The 17,144-nt window shown below is 68.9% G+C and carries 18 protein-coding genes and 1 pseudogene; 12 read left to right on the plus strand and 7 right to left on the minus strand.

The genetic code is table 11. From position 1 onward, the window contains the following. Window positions 1-20: 20 nt before the first annotated feature. The gene (locus tag DYE23_RS14165) at window positions 21-1,232 is read right to left on the minus strand and encodes a cytochrome P450 (RefSeq protein ID WP_115327448.1); all 1,212 of its coding nucleotides are present in this window, start codon (window positions 1,230-1,232) and stop codon (window positions 21-23) included. A gap of 163 nt (window positions 1,233-1,395) precedes the next feature. Here DYE23_RS14165 and DYE23_RS14170 point away from each other — a divergent pair, with 163 nt between their 5' ends. Beyond that, window positions 1,396-1,989 carry a TetR/AcrR family transcriptional regulator gene (locus DYE23_RS14170; protein ID WP_011894333.1) on the plus strand — a complete coding sequence of 198 codons (594 nt, stop codon included), beginning with the start codon at window positions 1,396-1,398 and terminating at the stop codon, window positions 1,987-1,989. A gap of 9 nt (window positions 1,990-1,998) precedes the next feature. Here DYE23_RS14170 and DYE23_RS31750 read toward each other — a convergent pair whose 3' ends face one another. After that, window positions 1,999-2,121 carry a hypothetical protein gene (locus tag DYE23_RS31750; RefSeq protein WP_255207395.1) on the minus strand — a complete coding sequence of 41 codons (123 nt, stop codon included), beginning with the start codon at window positions 2,119-2,121 and terminating at the stop codon, window positions 1,999-2,001. Between the two features lie 62 nt (window positions 2,122-2,183). On the opposite strand from DYE23_RS31750, the gene DYE23_RS14175 reads away from it, so the two are divergent. Beyond that, the gene (locus DYE23_RS14175) at window positions 2,184-3,320 is read left to right on the plus strand and encodes a serine hydrolase domain-containing protein (protein ID WP_013471732.1); all 1,137 of its coding nucleotides are present in this window, start codon (window positions 2,184-2,186) and stop codon (window positions 3,318-3,320) included. A 224-nt stretch (window positions 3,321-3,544) separates the two neighbouring features. Beyond that, entirely contained in the window at window positions 3,545-4,501 is a 957-nt protein-coding gene (locus tag DYE23_RS14180) for a helix-turn-helix transcriptional regulator (RefSeq protein WP_235660400.1), read from the plus strand. A gap of 27 nt (window positions 4,502-4,528) precedes the next feature. Here the strand turns inward: DYE23_RS14180 and DYE23_RS14185 are convergent, their stop codons facing one another. Then, entirely contained in the window at window positions 4,529-4,888 is a 360-nt protein-coding gene (locus DYE23_RS14185; RefSeq protein WP_041787902.1) for an Rv2640c family ArsR-like transcriptional regulator, read from the minus strand. 102 nt (window positions 4,889-4,990) lie between these two features. Between DYE23_RS14185 and DYE23_RS14190 the strand changes: the two genes are divergently transcribed. The 3 genes from DYE23_RS14190 to DYE23_RS14200 are packed head-to-tail and all read left to right on the plus strand — an operon-like array spanning window position 4,991 to window position 7,009. Then, complete coding sequence (locus tag DYE23_RS14190) at window positions 4,991-5,440, plus strand: ArsI/CadI family heavy metal resistance metalloenzyme (protein WP_011894329.1); 450 nt, start codon at window positions 4,991-4,993, stop codon at window positions 5,438-5,440. Next, window positions 5,437-6,543, plus strand: coding sequence for an ACR3 family arsenite efflux transporter (gene arsB / locus DYE23_RS14195; protein ID WP_011894328.1), 1,107 nt, complete (start codon window positions 5,437-5,439; stop codon window positions 6,541-6,543). Before DYE23_RS14190 ends, arsB begins: the two co-directional genes overlap by 4 nt. Continuing rightward, a complete protein-coding gene (locus tag DYE23_RS14200; RefSeq protein WP_115327449.1) occupies window positions 6,536-7,009 on the plus strand; it encodes an arsenate reductase ArsC in 474 nt (157 codons plus the stop codon). Before arsB ends, DYE23_RS14200 begins: the two co-directional genes overlap by 8 nt. On the opposite strand, the gene DYE23_RS14205 is transcribed toward DYE23_RS14200, so the two are convergent. The 3 genes and pseudogenes from DYE23_RS14205 to DYE23_RS14215 all read right to left on the minus strand — a co-directional run. After that, window positions 6,981-7,868, minus strand: a complete 888-nt coding sequence (locus DYE23_RS14205) for a DMT family transporter (protein ID WP_115327450.1) — start codon at window positions 7,866-7,868, stop codon at window positions 6,981-6,983. The two genes, DYE23_RS14200 and DYE23_RS14205, sit on opposite strands and share 29 nt — an antisense overlap. Further along, complete coding sequence (locus DYE23_RS14210; RefSeq protein WP_372516318.1) at window positions 7,858-8,718, minus strand: SDR family oxidoreductase; 861 nt, start codon at window positions 8,716-8,718, stop codon at window positions 7,858-7,860. The genes DYE23_RS14205 and DYE23_RS14210 overlap by 11 nt, the downstream gene beginning before the upstream one ends. Window positions 8,719-8,980: 262 nt before the next feature. After that, window positions 8,981-9,694, minus strand: a pseudogene (locus DYE23_RS14215) (alpha/beta hydrolase); the annotation flags it as partial. A 60-nt stretch (window positions 9,695-9,754) separates the two neighbouring features. On the opposite strand from DYE23_RS14215, the gene DYE23_RS14220 reads away from it, so the two are divergent. The 5 genes from DYE23_RS14220 to DYE23_RS14240 all read left to right on the plus strand — a co-directional run bounded on the left by DYE23_RS14220 (window position 9,755) and on the right by DYE23_RS14240 (window position 13,515). After that, entirely contained in the window at window positions 9,755-10,372 is a 618-nt protein-coding gene (locus DYE23_RS14220) for a biotin transporter BioY (protein WP_013471728.1), read from the plus strand. Then, window positions 10,365-11,060, plus strand: a complete 696-nt coding sequence (locus DYE23_RS14225) for an energy-coupling factor ABC transporter ATP-binding protein (RefSeq protein ID WP_115327452.1) — start codon at window positions 10,365-10,367, stop codon at window positions 11,058-11,060. Before DYE23_RS14220 ends, DYE23_RS14225 begins: the two co-directional genes overlap by 8 nt. Next, window positions 11,057-11,659: an energy-coupling factor transporter transmembrane component T family protein gene (locus DYE23_RS14230; RefSeq protein ID WP_115327453.1), complete on the plus strand. Its 603-nt coding sequence runs from the start codon at window positions 11,057-11,059 to the stop codon at window positions 11,657-11,659. The genes DYE23_RS14225 and DYE23_RS14230 overlap by 4 nt, the downstream gene beginning before the upstream one ends. 96 nt (window positions 11,660-11,755) lie before the next feature. Next, entirely contained in the window at window positions 11,756-12,757 is a 1,002-nt protein-coding gene (locus tag DYE23_RS14235; RefSeq protein WP_115327454.1) for a methylenetetrahydrofolate reductase C-terminal domain-containing protein, read from the plus strand. Beyond that, entirely contained in the window at window positions 12,754-13,515 is a 762-nt protein-coding gene (locus tag DYE23_RS14240; RefSeq protein ID WP_115327455.1) for a class I SAM-dependent methyltransferase, read from the plus strand. Before DYE23_RS14235 ends, DYE23_RS14240 begins: the two co-directional genes overlap by 4 nt. Here the strand turns inward: DYE23_RS14240 and DYE23_RS14245 are convergent. Continuing rightward, window positions 13,512-14,879, minus strand: coding sequence for an NAD(P)/FAD-dependent oxidoreductase (locus tag DYE23_RS14245; RefSeq protein WP_011894318.1), 1,368 nt, complete (start codon window positions 14,877-14,879; stop codon window positions 13,512-13,514). The genes DYE23_RS14240 and DYE23_RS14245 overlap by 4 nt on opposite strands. Window positions 14,880-15,064: 185 nt before the next feature. Between DYE23_RS14245 and DYE23_RS14250 the strand changes: the two genes are divergently transcribed. Next, window positions 15,065-17,125 (plus strand): alkaline phosphatase family protein, encoded by a 2,061-nt coding sequence (locus tag DYE23_RS14250; protein WP_013471722.1) that lies wholly within the window; start codon window positions 15,065-15,067, stop codon window positions 17,123-17,125. Window positions 17,126-17,144 lie beyond the last annotated feature (19 nt).

Raw genomic sequence — 17,144 nt, forward strand, 5'->3', positions numbered from 1 at the left:
GACTCAGACTTGCGGCAGGGTCAGCGAATCTTCAGTCGGAGATGCTCGAGTCGGCGCACCAGGATGCTGGGTAACCAGGGGCCGACGTCGGCCGCCTCGATCCACGTGGTCCGCTCGAGCAACATTGCCAGGACGATGCGCGCCTCCAAGCGGGCCAGGGCCGCGCCGACACAGAAATGCGCGCCCTTCCCGAACGCGACGTGCCCCTTCGCCGAACTGCGGTCGAGTCGAAAGTCGTTGGCGCTGTTGAACTGCCGGGGATCACGATTGGCCGCCCCCCACATCAGCAGCAGGCGTGAATCGGCGGGCAGCTCGACACCGGCCAGGGCGGTATCTCTGACCACATGCCGATAGTGGCCGCGAAACGGCGACTCGAACCGCAGCGTCTCCTCGATGAAAGCTCCGAGCAATCCGGGATCTGCGCGGAGCTGCTCCTGCACGGCGGGGCGATCGGTCAGGATCCACGCGGCACTGCCGAGCAGTGACGCGGTCGATTCGCCCGCTGCGCTGAAGAGGGTGAGCATGATTGCCAGCGCCGAAAGCTGTTCCAGTTCGCCCGACTGGGTGCGCCAAGCAAGGTCGCTCATCAGCCCTGGTTGCGGGTCGCCCGTGGCCTTCTCGAAGTGCTGCAGGACGTAGGTGGCCAGTTCCATCGCGGCCGTCCCTGCGGCTTCCAACTGGGTCGCACTGACAATCCCGTCGAGCAGGGTGGTGGTCGCGTAACCCAACCGGATCAACTCGTCGACATCGTCCTCCGGGAGCCCGAGCAGGCGTGCGACCACCATCATCGGCACTCGGTTGGCGATGGCGCTCATCCACTCGATGTGTCCGTCGACCAGCGCGTCGGACCACAGTCGGTGCGCGGTGACCTCGGCGAACTGCTCGATCACCCGGATCCGTTTCGCCGACAGGTGCGGCAGCAACAGCTTCCGGTGTGACGCGTGCAGCGGGTCGTCCGCGGTGGCCAGCGCGTGCATCGGGCCGCCGAGCGCGCCCATCTCGAACGGTGTGACGGTCCCGTCATCGTGGAACACCATGGTCGCCGTCAGGTTCGACGAGAAGTCGTCGACACGGTTCACCGCCTCCTGGACCGCATCCCAGCCGCATACGGCGTAGAACGGGGACTCGCCGATCCGATTGACCGCGGCTCGGTCGCGCATCATGTCGTACATGGGGGCGGGGTCCTGGATCGCGGCACCGCCGAAGAATTCGCGGGGGCTCACCACACTCATGGTCCGAGGCTGTACCTGGTCTCGGAACGGCGTCAACGGTCTGCGCCGAGGTTGCGGAGCGGGGCCGGCGCCACAGGGTGCGGCCGTTCTCAGGGCACGGCGCGCATCAGCCACAACGGTGAGAAGTCCGCCGGAAAGATTCTCACGGTGATAAAAAGATGCCATGAGTTCGCCGCGCGCGGGCGACCGGCCGAAAGCGACACCGGACTGGTTGATCGGTCGGGATCGACGCAGCGAGGGCGCGGAACGGATCTACGTCGCCGCAGCCGACCTGATGGCGCGTCGCGGCTACGACGGGTTCGGCATCGACGCCCTGGCTGCCGCCGTGCACTGTTCACCGGCCACGATCTACCGCCATGTCGGCGGTAAGTCGGCGATCCGTGATGTGGTGCTGGAGCGTCAGGCCGAACACGTCCTCGACTCGGTCCGCCAGGCCATCGCAGGCCTTGAGGGTTCCGAGCGCATCGTCACCGCCACCCTCGTCGCGCTGCAGCGCATGCGCGCCGCCCCCCTCGCAGAGGTCATGCGGTCGATGCCCGGTCCTCCCGGCACAGGGTGGCTGATCGACTCTCCCGTCGTCGCTCGTCTGGCCGCTGAAATGGTCGGCACCGCCGATGCCGACCCCCTGGCCGCTCAATGGCTCATCCGCGTATTCCTCGCGCTCTGGTACTGGCCGATGCACGACGAGGAGGCCGAGAAGGCTGCGGTCCTGCGCTTCCTGGGTCCGCCCTACGCCGGTGCTCCCGACGACCCGTGAGCCGTCGCCTCAGCAGCGAGTCTGCCGCGCAGGGTCGTCGATGATCGCGCGCAGCGCCGCGCTTCCCGTCATTCCGGTGCCGACGTGGACCACTCGTCGCGGGGTCGTCGCTCTGCCGGCCGGCACGGTCACGGATCACCTCACGGGGCTCGATGTCGTCGTTACTGTGTACCTCACCGGCAAGGAGGTATGGGATGGGTTTCGAGCGGATCGACGATCTGCTGCACCGCGTGACCGGCGACGGCTCGCTGCACGGTGTCGCCGCCACCGTGGTCGGCCGCGACGGTGTCCTGTATGAGGGCGCGTCCGGGAGCGCAACGCCGAACTCGATGTTCCGCAACGCGTCGATGACCAAGGCGGTGGCCACCACCGGGGCGCTGCAACTCGTCGAGCAGGGTCGCGTGGACCTTGATGCGCCGGTGTCGTCGATCGTGCCCGAGTTCGGCGAACTCCAGGTGCTGGAAGGATTCGACGACGGCGCGCCGGTGTTACGCGCACCGAGAACTCAGGCGACCGTGCGCCAGCTGATGACCCACACCGCCGGCTGCGGCTACCACTTCCTGAACGAAAACCTCTACCGCTACTGCACCGAATTCGGCTTTCCCGATCCCTTTTCGGGGATGAAAAAGAGCATCAGCGCCCCGTTGGTGCACGATCCCGGCACGGTGTGGGAATACGGCGTGAACACGGACTGGCTCGGCATGGTCGTCGAGGCGGTCAGCGGCCAGACGCTCGGCGACTACCTCACCGAGCACGTCTACCGTCCGCTCGGGATGACGGACTCCACCTTCGCCCCCAGCGACGAACAACGCGCGCGGCTGCTGCCGGTCCACTCGCGCGCAGCGGACGGCAGTCTGGCGCCGACCGACCTCGACCTGCCCGAAGCGCCGCAATGGGACGCAGCCGGCCACGGGTCCTACGGGACGGTCGCCGACTACGGGCGATTCGTCCGCGCCTGGCTCAACGACGGCGAGCTCGACGGAACCCGGATCTTGAAGGCGGAGACCGTGGAGCTCGCCCTGCGGGATCATCTGGACGGGGCGCCGTTGCCGACGAAGATGGAGCCGACCGTCCCCGAGCTGGCCAAAGCCGTCGAGCTGCTCCCCGTGCCGCAGGGCTGGGGCCTCGGATTCCACCTCTACCACGTGGATCTGCCCGGTATGCGCAGCGCAGGCTCGGGGGACTGGTCGGGGCTGTTCAACAGCTTCTTCTGGATCGACCGCACGGCCGGGATCGGCGGGGTGATTGCGACGCAGCTGCTGCCGTTCTTCGACGACACGATGGTCGAGACCATCCTCGCGTTCGAAGCCGCGGTCTACGCGTCCCTCTGAGCGATGACGCAGACGTCAGTCGGCGAATTTGCCAGGAATGGCACATAGGCCGCGGGTCGCTCCTCGTCGATCGTTCCTTCCGACGGAGCCACCAGCAGGAATAGAGTGTTTCGGCGCGTGTCGTCGAATATGTCGGGATTCTGGTCTCAAGGTTGCGCGCACGCCATACTGATGGTTCCAACGCAGGTATGAGGCACTGCAGTGCCCGGAGGGGACGGAAGCGATTGCCTGACGCCACCGCCGGCACGCTCCTGATCGACGCGCGCGACATCGACGACGCCGAGGCGCAGATCAGCGCCGCGTTCACGACGTTCCGGATCAGGGCGGCCGCCCCCGCGCGCTCCACCCGCATCCAGGTCTGGCGCAACTACGCCGGGAGCATGGGTGTCGACGACGTCGAGTACACCTATGACCTCACCTACGACATGGAGGCGCCCGAGCAGATCCTGTTGTGCCGCATGCTTTCCGGAGTGTTCGAGGAAACCCATCACGGACAGCCGACGCGCCGGCACGGGATCGGAACGGCCATCGCATTCGGCGCCATCCAGAGCCCGTCGTCGGGCCGGCTGGAGAAGACGCGCTACCACATGATCAGCGTCCCCAGGGAGGCGCTCGGCCAGGTCGCCGGCGATCACCCCGGCAGTGACGCGGTGCGCCTCACCAGCACGGCGCCGTTCTCAGACGTTGCCAACCAGCTCGTCGTCGACGTCGCCGACCACATTCGGCACGGTCTGATGAGCAATCCGAGGGCTGTCGTCGAACCCCTGGTGGTGGGCAACGCGACCCGGTACCTGGCGGCGAGCATGCTCGCAGCGTTCCCTCACACCGGCGCCGATCGCCCGCCCGGCGAGACCGACAACTACGACGCGCTCCGCCGCGGCACGGCCTTCATCGACGACAACGCCCACCGAGACATCTCGCCGGCCGACGTGGCACATGCAGCCCGGGTGTCGGGGCCGACGCTGAAGGAGTTGTTCGTCCGACATCGGAACTGCACGCCGCTGCAGCGTCTTCAACGGGTGCGGCTGGAGCATGTGCACCGCGAACTCGCGATGGCCGACCCGCAGACGAGCACCGTCGCCGACATCGCCCGGAAGTGGGGCTTCTGGCGACTCGGACCGTTCACCACGGTCTACCGCGAGACCTACGGGCAGGTTCCCGACCGCACTCTCGACCAGTGAGGGTCGACGCCGCGCGGCGTGATCGGCTCAGCGGCAGCAGTTCGGGTCGAGCACCGTGCACAGCGCGACGAGCGACTCTCTGCGCGGGCGGTGGTAGACGTTCATGCCGCGCCGCGCGGACTCGACGAGTCCCGCCCGGCGCAGATGTGAAAGATGATGGCTGACAGTAGATTCCGACAGTCCGACGGCCACGGCGAGATCGCCGCTGCACAACTCTTCGTCGGGAGAGCTGAACAGCAGCGACACCAGCTTGACCCGGGCGGGGTCGGCGAGTGCCTTGAGTCTCAGCGCGATCTCAAGGGCGGCGTCGTCGCCGATCGGGCCTGCGGCCACCGGCGAGCAGCAGACGGGGTCGGAGATGTCCATCACGGGGAGCGCCTTGGGCATGGGGCCAGTCTGCCACAGGTTATTGACATATATCGAAAACCGGCCCATCCTGGTTTCCGTCCAAGTAGTTCGATATACGTCACATAGGTAACGGAGTACGCCATGTCACGCGCCCAGCTCGCCCTCAATGTCGACGACCTCGACGAGGCCATCACGTTCTACTCCAAACTGTTCGGTGTCGCCCCCGCGAAAGTCAAACCGGGATATGCGAACTTCGCCGTCGCCGAGCCGCCGTTGAAGCTGGTGCTCATCGAGAACCCCGGCCACGGGGGCACTCTCAACCATCTCGGTGTCGAGGTCGAATCCGCCGAGTTGGTCCACTCCGAGATCGCCAGGCTCACCGCCGAAGGTCTGTTCACCGACGAGGAGATCGGCACCACGTGCTGCTTCGCCACCCAGGACAAGGTGTGGGTCACCGGCCCGGCAGGGGAGAAGTGGGAGGTCTACACCGTTCTCGCCGACTCGGAGACCTTCGGCCGCACCCCGGCGATCCTCGCTGAGGGCGCCGTGCCCGACGGCACCTGCTGCTCGGCCGACGGCGTCACGGCGTGAGCCAACAGGTCGAATCCGGACCGGACCACGCCGTCGTCGGGAAACTCTCGACGCTCGACCGATTCCTTCCGGTGTGGATCATCGCCGCCATGATCGCCGGCCTGCTTCTGGGCCGCATGGTGCCGGGCTTCGACACCGCGCTCAACAGCGCTCAGGTGCAGGGCATTTCGATTCCCATCGCCGTGGGTCTGCTCGTCATGATGTACCCGGTGCTGGCCAAGGTTCGGTACGACCGTCTCGGAACGGTCACCGGCGACCGGAGACTCCTCGTGAGCTCTCTGGTGCTGAACTGGGTGCTGGGCCCGGCGTTGATGTTCGCGCTGGCCTGGTTGTTGGTCCCCGATCTTCCCGAGTACCGCACCGGACTGATCATCGTGGGCCTCGCCCGCTGCATCGCGATGGTGATCATCTGGAACGACCTCGCCTGCGGCGACAGGGAGGCCGCCGCCGTGCTCGTCGCGCTGAACTCGCTGTTCCAGGTGGTCATGTTCGCCGTGCTCGGGTGGTTCTACCTGGCGGTCCTGCCGGGATGGCTGGGGCTGGAGACCGCGTCGATCGACGCCTCGCCGTGGGAGATCGCCCAGTCGGTGCTCATCTTCCTCGGTATCCCACTGCTGGCGGGATACCTGACCCGGCGGCTCGGAGAGAAGGCCAAGGGCCGCACCTGGTACGAGACCCGGTTCCTGCCCAGGATCGGCCCGTGGGCGCTCTACGGACTGCTGTTCACCATCGTCGTCCTCTTCGCGCTGCAGGGCCAGCAGATCACCAGCCGACCGCTCGACGTCGCGCGCATCGCCCTGCCGCTGCTGGTCTACTTCGCCGTCATGTGGGGCGGCGGGTATCTGCTGGGCGCGGCCCTCGGCCTGGGCTACCGGCGTACCACGACGCTGGCGTTCACCGCCGCCGGGAACAACTTCGAACTCGCCATCGCGGTCTGCATCGCCACCTACGGCGCCACCTCCGGCCAGGCACTCGCCGGCGTGGTCGGCCCTCTGATCGAAGTGCCCGTCCTCGTCGCTCTGGTTTACGTATCGCTGTTCCTGCGCAGGCGCTTTCACGCCGGCTCCGACAATCGTCCACGAGAGGACGCCACCGATGGCTGACCGCAAACCCGCAGTCCTGTTCCTGTGCACCCACAACGCGGGACGCTCGCAGATGGCGATGGGATTCTTCAGACATCTCGCCGCCGACCGGGCGACGGTGTACTCGGCCGGCTCGGAACCCGCCGCACACGTGAATCCGGCCGCCGTCGCCGCGATGGCCGAGAAGGGCATCGACATCTCGGGACAACAGCCACGCCGCTGGAGCACCGACATCGTCGAGGCCGTCGATGTCGTGGTCACCATGGGCTGCGGCGACGAGTGTCCGTACATCCCTGGAAAGCGTTACGAGAATTGGGAACTCGCCGATCCCGCCGGCCGCGGTGTCGACGACGTACGTCCCATCCGCGACGAGATCGAACAGCATGTACGCCTGCTGCTGTCCGAACTCGGAGTCGACGTCGGCGCGGTCTCGACCGTCCCCGAACCGCTGCCCCAGGTCATCCGGACACTGCAGCAGGGCTCCTAGCGCGCATCGCGAACAGTCCGCCGCCCACCACCAGAGCCATTCCGATGTAGGTCGACAGCGTCGGCCGGTGATCCCAGACGATCCAGTCGATGACGGCGGTGAACACGATCACCGTGTAGATGAACGGCCCCAGTTTCTCGGCCGAGGCGTAGCGGTAGGCCAGCACGATCAACGCCTGCGAGAACAGTTGGGCGAAGCCGAGTCCCGCGAGCCACGGCCATCTGGCAGCCCCCACCGGTTGCCAGTCGGCGATCGCGATCGGCAGCGACATGACCGTCGACAGCAGGAAGTAGTAGAAGAGGATCCTCAGGACGGGCTCGGTGGCTCCCAGCCACCGGACCGACATCATCGCCACCGCGAGCATCAGTGCCCCCGCCAGTGCGGACAACTCTCCGGCCGAGAAGCCGTGCCCCTGAGGCTGAAGCACCATCAGGATCCCGACGAAACCGATACCCGCACCGAGCCACGTCGGCGCCGCGACGCGGTGGCGGGTCACCGCCCACGCGATCAGCGGCATCCACAGCGGTGCGCTGTAGGTCAGCAGCGTCGCGTTGGCCAGAGGGATCTGGGTGATCGCGAAGAACAACGCATACCAGCAGGCCGTACCCGTGGCCGCGCGCAGCACATGCAGCCAGATCCTGTCGGTACGCAGCATCCGCCTGTCGGCACGACAGACGACCGGCAGCAGGAACAGGACTCCGACCGCGTTCTGGAACAACAGCAGGACGCCGGTCGAGGTGTGGTCGCCGCCCACCTTGGCCAGGGTGCCGACCAGCGCGACACAGAAGAACGCCGCGGTGGTGAGAACGGCTCCGACGCCGAGGTTCTCGTCCCGGTAGCCGACGCTGTCAGTGCGCATCGGCGGCGCGGGCCGGCTGGGGAGTCGATCGCTTCATGACGCCGTTGAGCAGTCGCGGCGACACGACGTCGAGTGCGCGCAGCGGGATCAGCTTGCGTGGCGCGATCCGGACGGGACGACGCTGCGCGGCATCGACCATCCACTGCGCCGCCTCGTCGGCGCTCAACGCCGCCAGCCCGTCGTAGGCCCGTGTCGGAGCGATCATCGGGGTGGCCACCAGCGGGTAGTAGATGGTGGTCGACTGCACGCCGGATTCGGCGAGCTCGTTGTCGATGACGCGGCTGACGGCGCTCAACGCCGCCTTGGACGCGTTGTACACCCCGAACAGTGGCGAGGATTCCGGCATGACCCGCCAGCTCGACACGTTGATGATGTGCCCGTCGCCGCGCGCCACCATCTGCGGCGCGACGCCGCGGATCAACCGCAGCGGCGCGTAGTAGTTCAGCGCGATCGTGCGCTCGACATCGTGCCAGCGATCCAGCGATTCGAGCAGGGGCCGGCGGATCGACCGTCCGGCGTTGTTGATCAGGATGTCCACGGGCCCGGCGCGGAGTACGAGATCGTCGACGGCGTCGAGGTCGGCCAGGTTGACCGGCATCGCGGTCGCGTCGCCTCCGCGGGCGGTGATCCGGTCGACGAGGTCGGCGAGCAGATGTTCACGTCGGGCCACGACGATCACCCGCGCGCCGTGGGCCGCGAGCTTCTCGGCGGCCAGCTCGCCGATGCCCGAGGAGGCGCCGGTCAGCAGGATCCGCTTGCCGCGGAGGTCGATCGGCGTCCGGAGAGGCCGGCTCGGCAGCGGCCGCATCCCCGCCAGGCGCAACGCTCGCCTGACGTTGTGGGGCGACAGGCGCCCCGTGGTCGCTCCGGTCATCAGCGGTCCTTCCGTGCTGCGCGGTCGGGCTGCAGGTGCCGTGTAAGGAACTCCCGCTGATCGCGGGCGACCTCGTCGCGCACCGCGCCGTGGTACATGTCGAAATGTCCTGCGGGGTACGTCCTGATCTCGACGTCCCTGCCGCGGCGCACCTTTCGCTCCACGAACGGTGTGGAGACCTCCGCGTCGTCAGGGCCAGCGTCACCAGGACGGGGCAGCGCACCCGCTCGATGGTTCCGTTGCGATATCGCGGCGCGTGCAGCAGGAACCTCGGGGCGACCGCGTTACGCCAGGACGGTGCCTGCTCCTCGACCGCGCGAAACCGTTGCGCCAGTGCCGGATCGGCGAAGAACGCGCGACCCAGCCGCCCGTACACGGGCAGGTAGCGCGGAGATCTTCCGCGGCGGCCGCGCACCTCGTCGACCACCGCCGCGCTCAGAAGCCGGGCCACCGCGACGACGATCTGCGCGGGCCCGGGACGGTAGTCCGGCGATCGGTGGCGACCGCGCAGGCCGGTGTACATGTCGAGGGCCGGCACGTTGGCCACCACAGCGGCCACCCGCGGGTCCTCGGCCGCGATCTGCAGGACGTGGCTGCCGCCGAGCGACGTGCCCCACAGACCGATACGCCCCGGGTCGACGTCGGCGCGGTTCCGGACGACGTCGAGGGCGGCCCGGATGTCCTCCAGCTGACGCGCGCTGTCCACGATCTGCCGTGGGGTGCCCTCACTCGAACCGAATCCCCGGTAGTCGAACGTCAGCACGGCCAGGCCGGCCGCACAGAACACCGCCGCGAAGTCGGGAAGGATCCAGTCCATCGTGCCGGAGAATCCGTGGGCGAACACCACACACGGGAACGGGGGCGCACCGCCCTCGGGGCGATACAGAACGCCCGCGATCTGCTCCCCGTCGCACGGGAAGGACACGGCGCTCGTCGTCCACCCGGCGGTCACCGTCGCAGCCTAAGACCCCGGCGGTCACCGGCGCAGGGCGTCGTCGACGATAATCCCCGGGTGAATCCTCAGACGTCCGAGCCCGCCGACACGGGCCGGTCCGGCCGAATCGAGTGGCGCGACCTGACCCAGGCGGCGGTGTTCGCCGGTCTCCTCGCCGCGCTGGGCCTGCCCGGCACGCTGACCCTCGGCCCGACCGGCGTCCCGATCACGCTGCAGACCCTCGGCGTGATGCTGGCCGGTTCGATCCTCGGCCCCCGCAAAGGCGCGCTGGCCATCGTGCTGTTCGCGGTGCTGGCCATCGCCGGGCTGCCGATCCTGGCCGGCGGCCGCACCGGTCTGGTCTCGCTGTCCTCGCCGACCGCCGGCTTCTTCGTCGGTTGGCTGCCCGCCGTCGTCGTGATCGGCGTCCTGACCGCTCTGATGATGCCGCGCTACCGCGTGGTGTGGGGGATCGTCATCAACGTCGTCGGCGGGATGGCCGTCATCTACCTGTTCGGCACCGCCGGGCTGATGCTGCGCACCGACCTGAGCTGGTGGGCCGCACTGGCCACCAACGGCATCTACCTGCCCGGCGACCTCGCCAAGGCGGTGCTGTGCGCCTATGTCGCCGCGCAGGTGCACAAGGCCCGGCCGGGCCTGATCGCACCGTGGCGCAGAACCCGATCCGATGGATGAGGACCCGCCGGGCGCCCTGGTGCTCGACTCCGTGTCGCACGCGTTCGGGGACCGCACCGTCCTGCGCGACGTGTCGCTGACGCTCACCGAGCGCCGCATCGCGGTCGTCGGGGCCAACGGCAGCGGAAAGTCGACGCTCGCGCGGCTGTTCAACGGGCTGGTGCTGCCCGACGCCGGGTCGGTCCGGGTGCACGGCATCGACACCAGACGCTCTGTCAGGAAAGTCCGCCGCCTGGTCGGGTTCGTCTTCACCGACCCGGACCGCCAGATCCTGATGCCCACCGTCGCCGAGGACGTCGAGCTGTCGCTGTCGAGGCTGGGACTAGACCGCGACGCGCGAGCCGCGCGCACGGCCGAAGTGCTCGACCGGTTCGGTCTGGCCGAGCACGCCGACCAGCCGGCGCACCGGCTCTCGGGCGGCCAGAAGCAGTTGCTGGCACTGGCGACCGTGCTGGTGACCGAGCCGTCGGTGGTGGTGGCCGACGAGCCGACGACGCTGCTCGACCTGCGCAACGCGCGCATGCTGCGGGCCGCGTTCGCGACCCTGCCGACCCAACTCGTGCTGGTCACGCACGACCTGGACCTGGCCGAGGACGCCGAGCGCGTGATCGTGCTCGACGAGGGGCGGGTGGTGGCCGACGACGTGCCGTCGGTCGCGCTGCCGGCCTACCGCAGGTTGATGTCGTGACGGTGCTGGGGGACTACCGGCCGGGCGGTTCGTGGCTGCACCGCCTCCCGGCGGGGGTGAAGCTGATCGGCCTCGGCCTGGTGATCATCGCGATGACCCTCGCCGTGGACTCCCCGCTGCGGCTGGGCGTGGCGACCGTCGTGGTGGTGTCGGTCGTGGTTTCGGCGCGACTCTCTCCGGTCGCCCTGCTCACGCAGCTCCGCCCGGTGTTGTGGGTGGTCGGATTCATCTTCGTCCTGCAGGTGGCGCTCACCGGGTGGCGCCGCGCGCTGGTGGTGTGCGGTGTGCTGCTGCTCGCGGTGGCACTGGCCGCGATCGTGACGACGACCACCCGGACCGCCGACATGCTCGACGCCGCGACCCGGGCGATGACGCCGCTGGCGCGGTTCGGGTTCCCGGTGCGGCAGGTGGCCATCGCGCTCGCGCTGACCGTACGGTCGATCCCGCTGCTGGTCGAGATCATCCGGCAGGTGGAGGAGGCGCGCCGCGCTCGCGGGCTGCGGATCTCGCCGCGGATCGTGTTCGTCCCCGTCATCGTCGGGGCGTTGCGCGCCGCCGACGACTTCAGCGAGGCACTGATCGCCCGCGGTATCGACTGACGGCCGAGCAGGACTAACTTCGCGCAGAGCGGGGAACACGCTGTCGTCGCGGTCGTTTCAGCCCTGCCGCCGCCACGTCCCCCGGGAGGAAGATGCATGACGCAGCCCGTCACCGAACGTGACGCCGGGCGGGACTGCCCCAAGCGCATGACGTTCGGCCCCTGCGGCGGCGTGCACCCCGACGGACAGTGTGAGATGCGTCCCGGCCCGTGCGCGTTCCCCGACATCGTGCCGTGGCCCACGCAGGCAGCCCCGCCGCCGGTGACCGCACCGCTGATCCTGACCGACTTCAGCTGCACGCCTTTCGATCCGCACGACGTCGCCGCGACCGCGAACGCGCTGGCGCCGTCCTGCGACGCCGTCCTCGTCGGCGAACACCAGAACCGGCCGGACTTCCCGCCGACGCTGATGAGCCGGCTGCTGCTGGACGCCGGTGTCACGCCGTGGATCACGCTGTCGTGTCGTGACCGCAACCGGGTGGTGCTCGAGCAGGAACTGCGCGGGCTGTCGCTACTCGGTGTGCAGACGGTGCTCTGTGTCACCGGCGACGGTCGCGCCTACGACGTCCGACCCGACGTCACGCAGACCTTCGACCTCGACGGACCCCGCCTGGTCGAGTTGGCCGCATCCCTCGGGATGGTCGCCGCCGTACCCGAGACGCCGACCGCGCCCCCGGTCGCCCGCCGACCGCTGCGACTCGTGCAGAAACAGCACGCCGGCGCCGGCATCGCGGTGCTCAACCATGTGTCGTCCCCGTCGACGGTCGCGGAGTTCATGGCCGCCGCACGGGCGGCCGGACTCGTCATTCCGGTGCTCGCCGCCGTCGCCGTATTCACCGACGACGTCTCCGCCGCGGTCCTGCAGGGTCTGCCGGGGCTCGCCCTCGACCCGGCCGTCGTCGACCGTGTGCTGGCAGCACCCGATCCCGTCGAGGCCGGGATCGAGGCGGCGGTCGCCGAGGCGAGGGCACTGCTCGCCATCGACGGCGTCGCCGGGGTCAACGTCTCGGGGCTGGCCTCGGGCGCCGGTACCCGCGTCGGCGCGCAGATCAAAGCCGAAGTCGGCGCCCGAATCCGGGCAGAGAGGTCGGTGCGATGACCGAGGCGATGGACGCCGAGTTCGACACCGTGGCCGAGTGGACGGCGCAGGTGGCCCGGGATCTCGGGCCCGACTACTTCGTCCCGGCAGGCTGCCGGGGCAGCGGGAACCCCGCGGCCCTCGACTGGTTGGTCGACCGGTTGGAGCTCAAGCCCGGCGAGTCGCTTCTCGACTCCGGCGCCGGGGTCGGAGGTCCCGCCGGATACGCGGTGTCCCGCGTCCCGGTGTCGCCGGTGCTCGTCGAACCCCAGATCGGCGCGTGCAGGGCGGCGCGCTCGATGTTCGATTACCCGGCGATCCAGGCGGTCGCCGACGCACTTCCGTTCTCGGACAACGCTTTCGATGGCGCGTGGTGTCTCGGCGTGCTGTGCACGACCGACGCGCAGCAGCAGGTGCAGACCGAACTGCGGCGCGTGGTCCGTGCTCCTGGCCGGATCGGCCTGCTGGTGTTCGTCGCGACCACCGACCTTCCCGACGACCAACAGCCCGACGGCAACAACTTTCCCACCGAGAAGTCCCTGCAGCAGATGCTCGACACCGCCGGGTTGCGCGTCGACGCGCGGATCAACACCACCGATCTGCCGCCGATCCCACAGGAGTGGCAGGACCGCGTCGAGGCCGTCGACGACGCGCTCGAACGCCGGTTCGGTGGTGAGGAAGCGTGGCAGATCGCCGAACGGCAGTCCGGCCGGATGGGCGAGCTTCTTGGCGACGGACGCGTGTCCGGGGTCGTGCTGAGTCTGCGCCGGGCGTCTTAGGCGGTCTTGTCCTCGCCGGAGTTGTCGCGTGAGCTGCCGCCCTGATGCACCGGCGACTCCCAGGTATACGGTTCCTCCGGGTGCCCGGAGCCGCCGAGGATGAACGTGCGATCGCTGCGGTTGGACCGGGCGATCGTCGCCAGCCATGTGCCCACCGTGCTGAACCGGTTGCGCACCCCGGTCAGGAACGCGATGTGGATGAAACCCCACCCGATCCAGCCGGACAGACCCGACAGCTTCACCGGGCCGAGCTGCATTAGCGCGTGCCCCCGGCTGATGTAGGCCGCAGAACCGAGGTCGCGATACCGAAAGTTCTTGCGGCGCTTGCCCTGCAGATCCCGGCGCATACACGCAGCGGCATGCATGCCGCCCTGCATCGCGTTCTCGGCGACGCCCGGAAGGCCGTCTCGTCCGGCGAGATCGCCGATGACAAACACCTCCCGGTGGTTGGGGACGGACAGATCGGCGTCCACCGCGATGCGTCCGGACCTGTCGGTGGTGGCGCCGAGCACCTCGGCGGCGTGCCGCGCGAACGGCACCGCCTCGACGCCGGCCGTCCACAACACGGTGCGGGTCGCGACGTCGGCGTCGGGGGAGCCGTCCTTCGGGCTCACGGTGATCCCGTCGCGGCGGACGTCGCTCACGCGCACCCCGAACCGCATCTCGACACCGAGATCCTCCAGCACCCGCTGCGCGCGGGCCGACAGGTCCGGGGCGAACGTCTTGAGCACCCGGTCGCCGCCGTCGAACAACAGCACGCGGGCATCCTCGGGCTCGATGCTGTGGAACTGGTTGGCCAGGGCGCGGGTCGCGAGTTCCCGGATCTGCCCGGCGAGTTCGACGCCGGTGGGGCCGGCCCCGGTGACCGCGAAGGTCAGCCACTGGTCACGCTCGGGTCCCGGCGGCAGCGTCTCGGCGATCTCGAATGCCGCGAAGACCCGGCGACGGATGCTCAACGCGTCGTCGAGCGTCTTCATGCCGGGCGCCCATGCGGCGAAGTCCTCGTTGCCGAAGTACGACTGGCGCATGCCCGCGGCGATCACCAGATAGTCGTAGTCCAGGTCGAACGTGGAATCGTCGGGACGGCGCGCCGTGACACGGCGCCCGGCCGGATCGAGTCGGATCGCCTCGCCGAGCAGCGTCCTGACGTTCTCGTGGTGCTCGAGTTCCTCGCGCAGGGACCGGCTGATCTGTCCGATGCTCAACGTCCCGGTCGCGCACTGGTAGAGCAGTGGCTGGAAGACGTGGCAGGCAGCCCGGTCCAGCAGAGTGACATCGACGTCGACGCGGGCGAGTCGGCGTGCGCAGAACAGACCGCCGAACCCTCCGCCGATGATGACGACTCGGGGGCGTGCGGCACTCATGCGCGGCGAAGGTGATCGGCCATGACAGAAGTCGTACCCGATCCGGCCGAGGAAATGCGAGGCAACTCTGCCAATCCCGGTCAGCGAACCCGCGGCACGGCGTAATTTACGTGAAGAACAATCGGGCCAGGCCAATGGCGGCAAACCCGCGGGTCGGTCGCCGTTCCTTCGGGGTTAGGAATGTCATGGGTTACGCCAACAGCATTGGTCGTGTCGGGGCGCTCGCGGTGACGCTGGGTGTCGGGTGGGCGATCGCGTCGTCCGCCGGCACGGCGTACGCGGACACCGCCGATTCGTCATCGTCGAGCGAATCCTCGACAGCCGGCCCGAGTGCCTCGTCGAGCAAGCCGTCCGCGTCGTCGCGGCCCGACTCGTCACCGGGCGCGGGTGGCTCGGCGACCGCCGACGACACCACGGACGACGCAGACTCCGACACCGACACCTCGCGGGGCAAGTCCTCGATCCGCGATTCGGCCGACCCCGCGGATCCGGAGGCCGGAGACGCCGCCGCCGACGACGCCGTGACCGACGATGCCGACGATGTGGCCGACGATGCCGACGCCGCGGCCGACGCGGAAGTCGGGGCGCGAACCGTCTCGGCGAGCACCGCCACCGTCGAGGCCGGCGCCCCGGAACCGCAGAAGACTTCGGCCAAGCCCTCGGCGAGTGCACCGAGGACGGCGGCCCCGGCGCCCGCCCCCGGGCCGGCCGCCGCGCCACAGGCCACCACACAGACGCTTGCGGGCGTCATCTCCGAGGTGGTCACCGCGTTCCTCGCGCCGCGGGAAGCCCCGTCGCCGGCCACGCCGTTGCAGGGCTCGACGATGCTGGCCTCGCTGGCGGCGGTCCGAAACGGGTTGGAGCGCACCGCGATACGCCGAACCAACCCCGCGACGGGGTTCGCGGCGACGCTGGTCGCCGATGACACGCCGAACGTGCTGGTGATCGGCGTCGACGGCACCAACCTGAGCAAGGTGCTGGCCAACCCCCTGCTGACCCAGAACTTCTTCAAACTCATCCAGGGCGGCACCACCGCCGCGTCGACCATCGTCGGGCACACCACGGTGTCCAACCCGTCGTGGTCGTCGATCCTGACCGGCGCGTGGGGGGAGAAGACGGGCGTCATCAACAACGTCTTCACCCCGTGGACGTACGACACCTGGCCGTCGGTGTTCACCCAGCTCGAGGCGCAGAACCCCGACATCGAGACCACGTCCATCGCGAACTGGAACGTGATCTCGGCCATCGCCGCCTCCGGACTCGGCGTGGACAACCTGTTCAACGTGCCCGAGCAGGAGGACGACCCGAGATGGTTCAAGGCCGACGACGTCGTCGGCGACCTCACCGAGCTCGCGATCGCGGGCGCCAGCGCCGACGTCGCCAACTTCATGTTCAGCTACTTCGTCGGGGTGGACGAGAACGGGCACATGTTCGGCGGCGACTCACCCGAGTACCTCGAGTCACTCGCGAACTTCGACCGCAACCTCGGCGAGATCATGGCCGCGGTGGACGCCTGGGAAGCAGCCACCGGTGAGCAGTGGACCATCATGATGGTCACCGACCACGGACATCAGCCCCAGCTGGGCTTCGGTCACGGGTTCCAATCACCCGCCGAGACAACGACGTTCGTCGTCGCCAACAATCCCGACCTGTTCCAGCAGGGCGGGGTCAACCTGCAGTACTCGATCGTCGACGTCACCGCGACGGTGATGACCCTGTTCGGCTTCGAACCCGCCGAGGACACCGACGGAGTGTCGCTGACCGATCTCGACGACAGCACCGTCACCCCCGGCGACGACGACGCGCTGCTGCGGCAGGCGCTCCAGGATGCCATCGCGATGTACGGCTACCCCGACATCGGCACCAACATCGCCCTGAGCGTGCGGACCATCGCCGCGACCATCCCGTACTACGTCGACAACATCGTCAACGGGATCACCTCGGCGTTGCAGTCCCTGGCCGACCAGGAGATCTTCCTGATCAGCCCGCTCGCCGCACTGGCGATCCTGCCGGTCAAACTGATCGGCGACCTCGTCTACATCGCGGTCAACATCCCCGCCCAGATCATCGCGCGGCTCACCGGTGTCACCGGCGCCAGCATCTTCCCGCTGGTGCGCCCCGCACCGCCGAGCTTCCCCGAGAGCCCGGAGGAGTCCTCCACCCCGGACCTCATCGCGGTGGCGTGCACCGACGGGCGGGTGTCGAGCGCGGTGTTCGCCTGCGGAGCGCCGACCGTCGCGGCCTGATCGCCGCCTCCGGCGGCAG

Source organism: Mycolicibacterium gilvum (assembly GCF_900454025.1).
Taxonomy (GTDB): Bacteria; Actinomycetota; Actinomycetes; order Mycobacteriales; family Mycobacteriaceae; genus Mycobacterium; species Mycobacterium gilvum.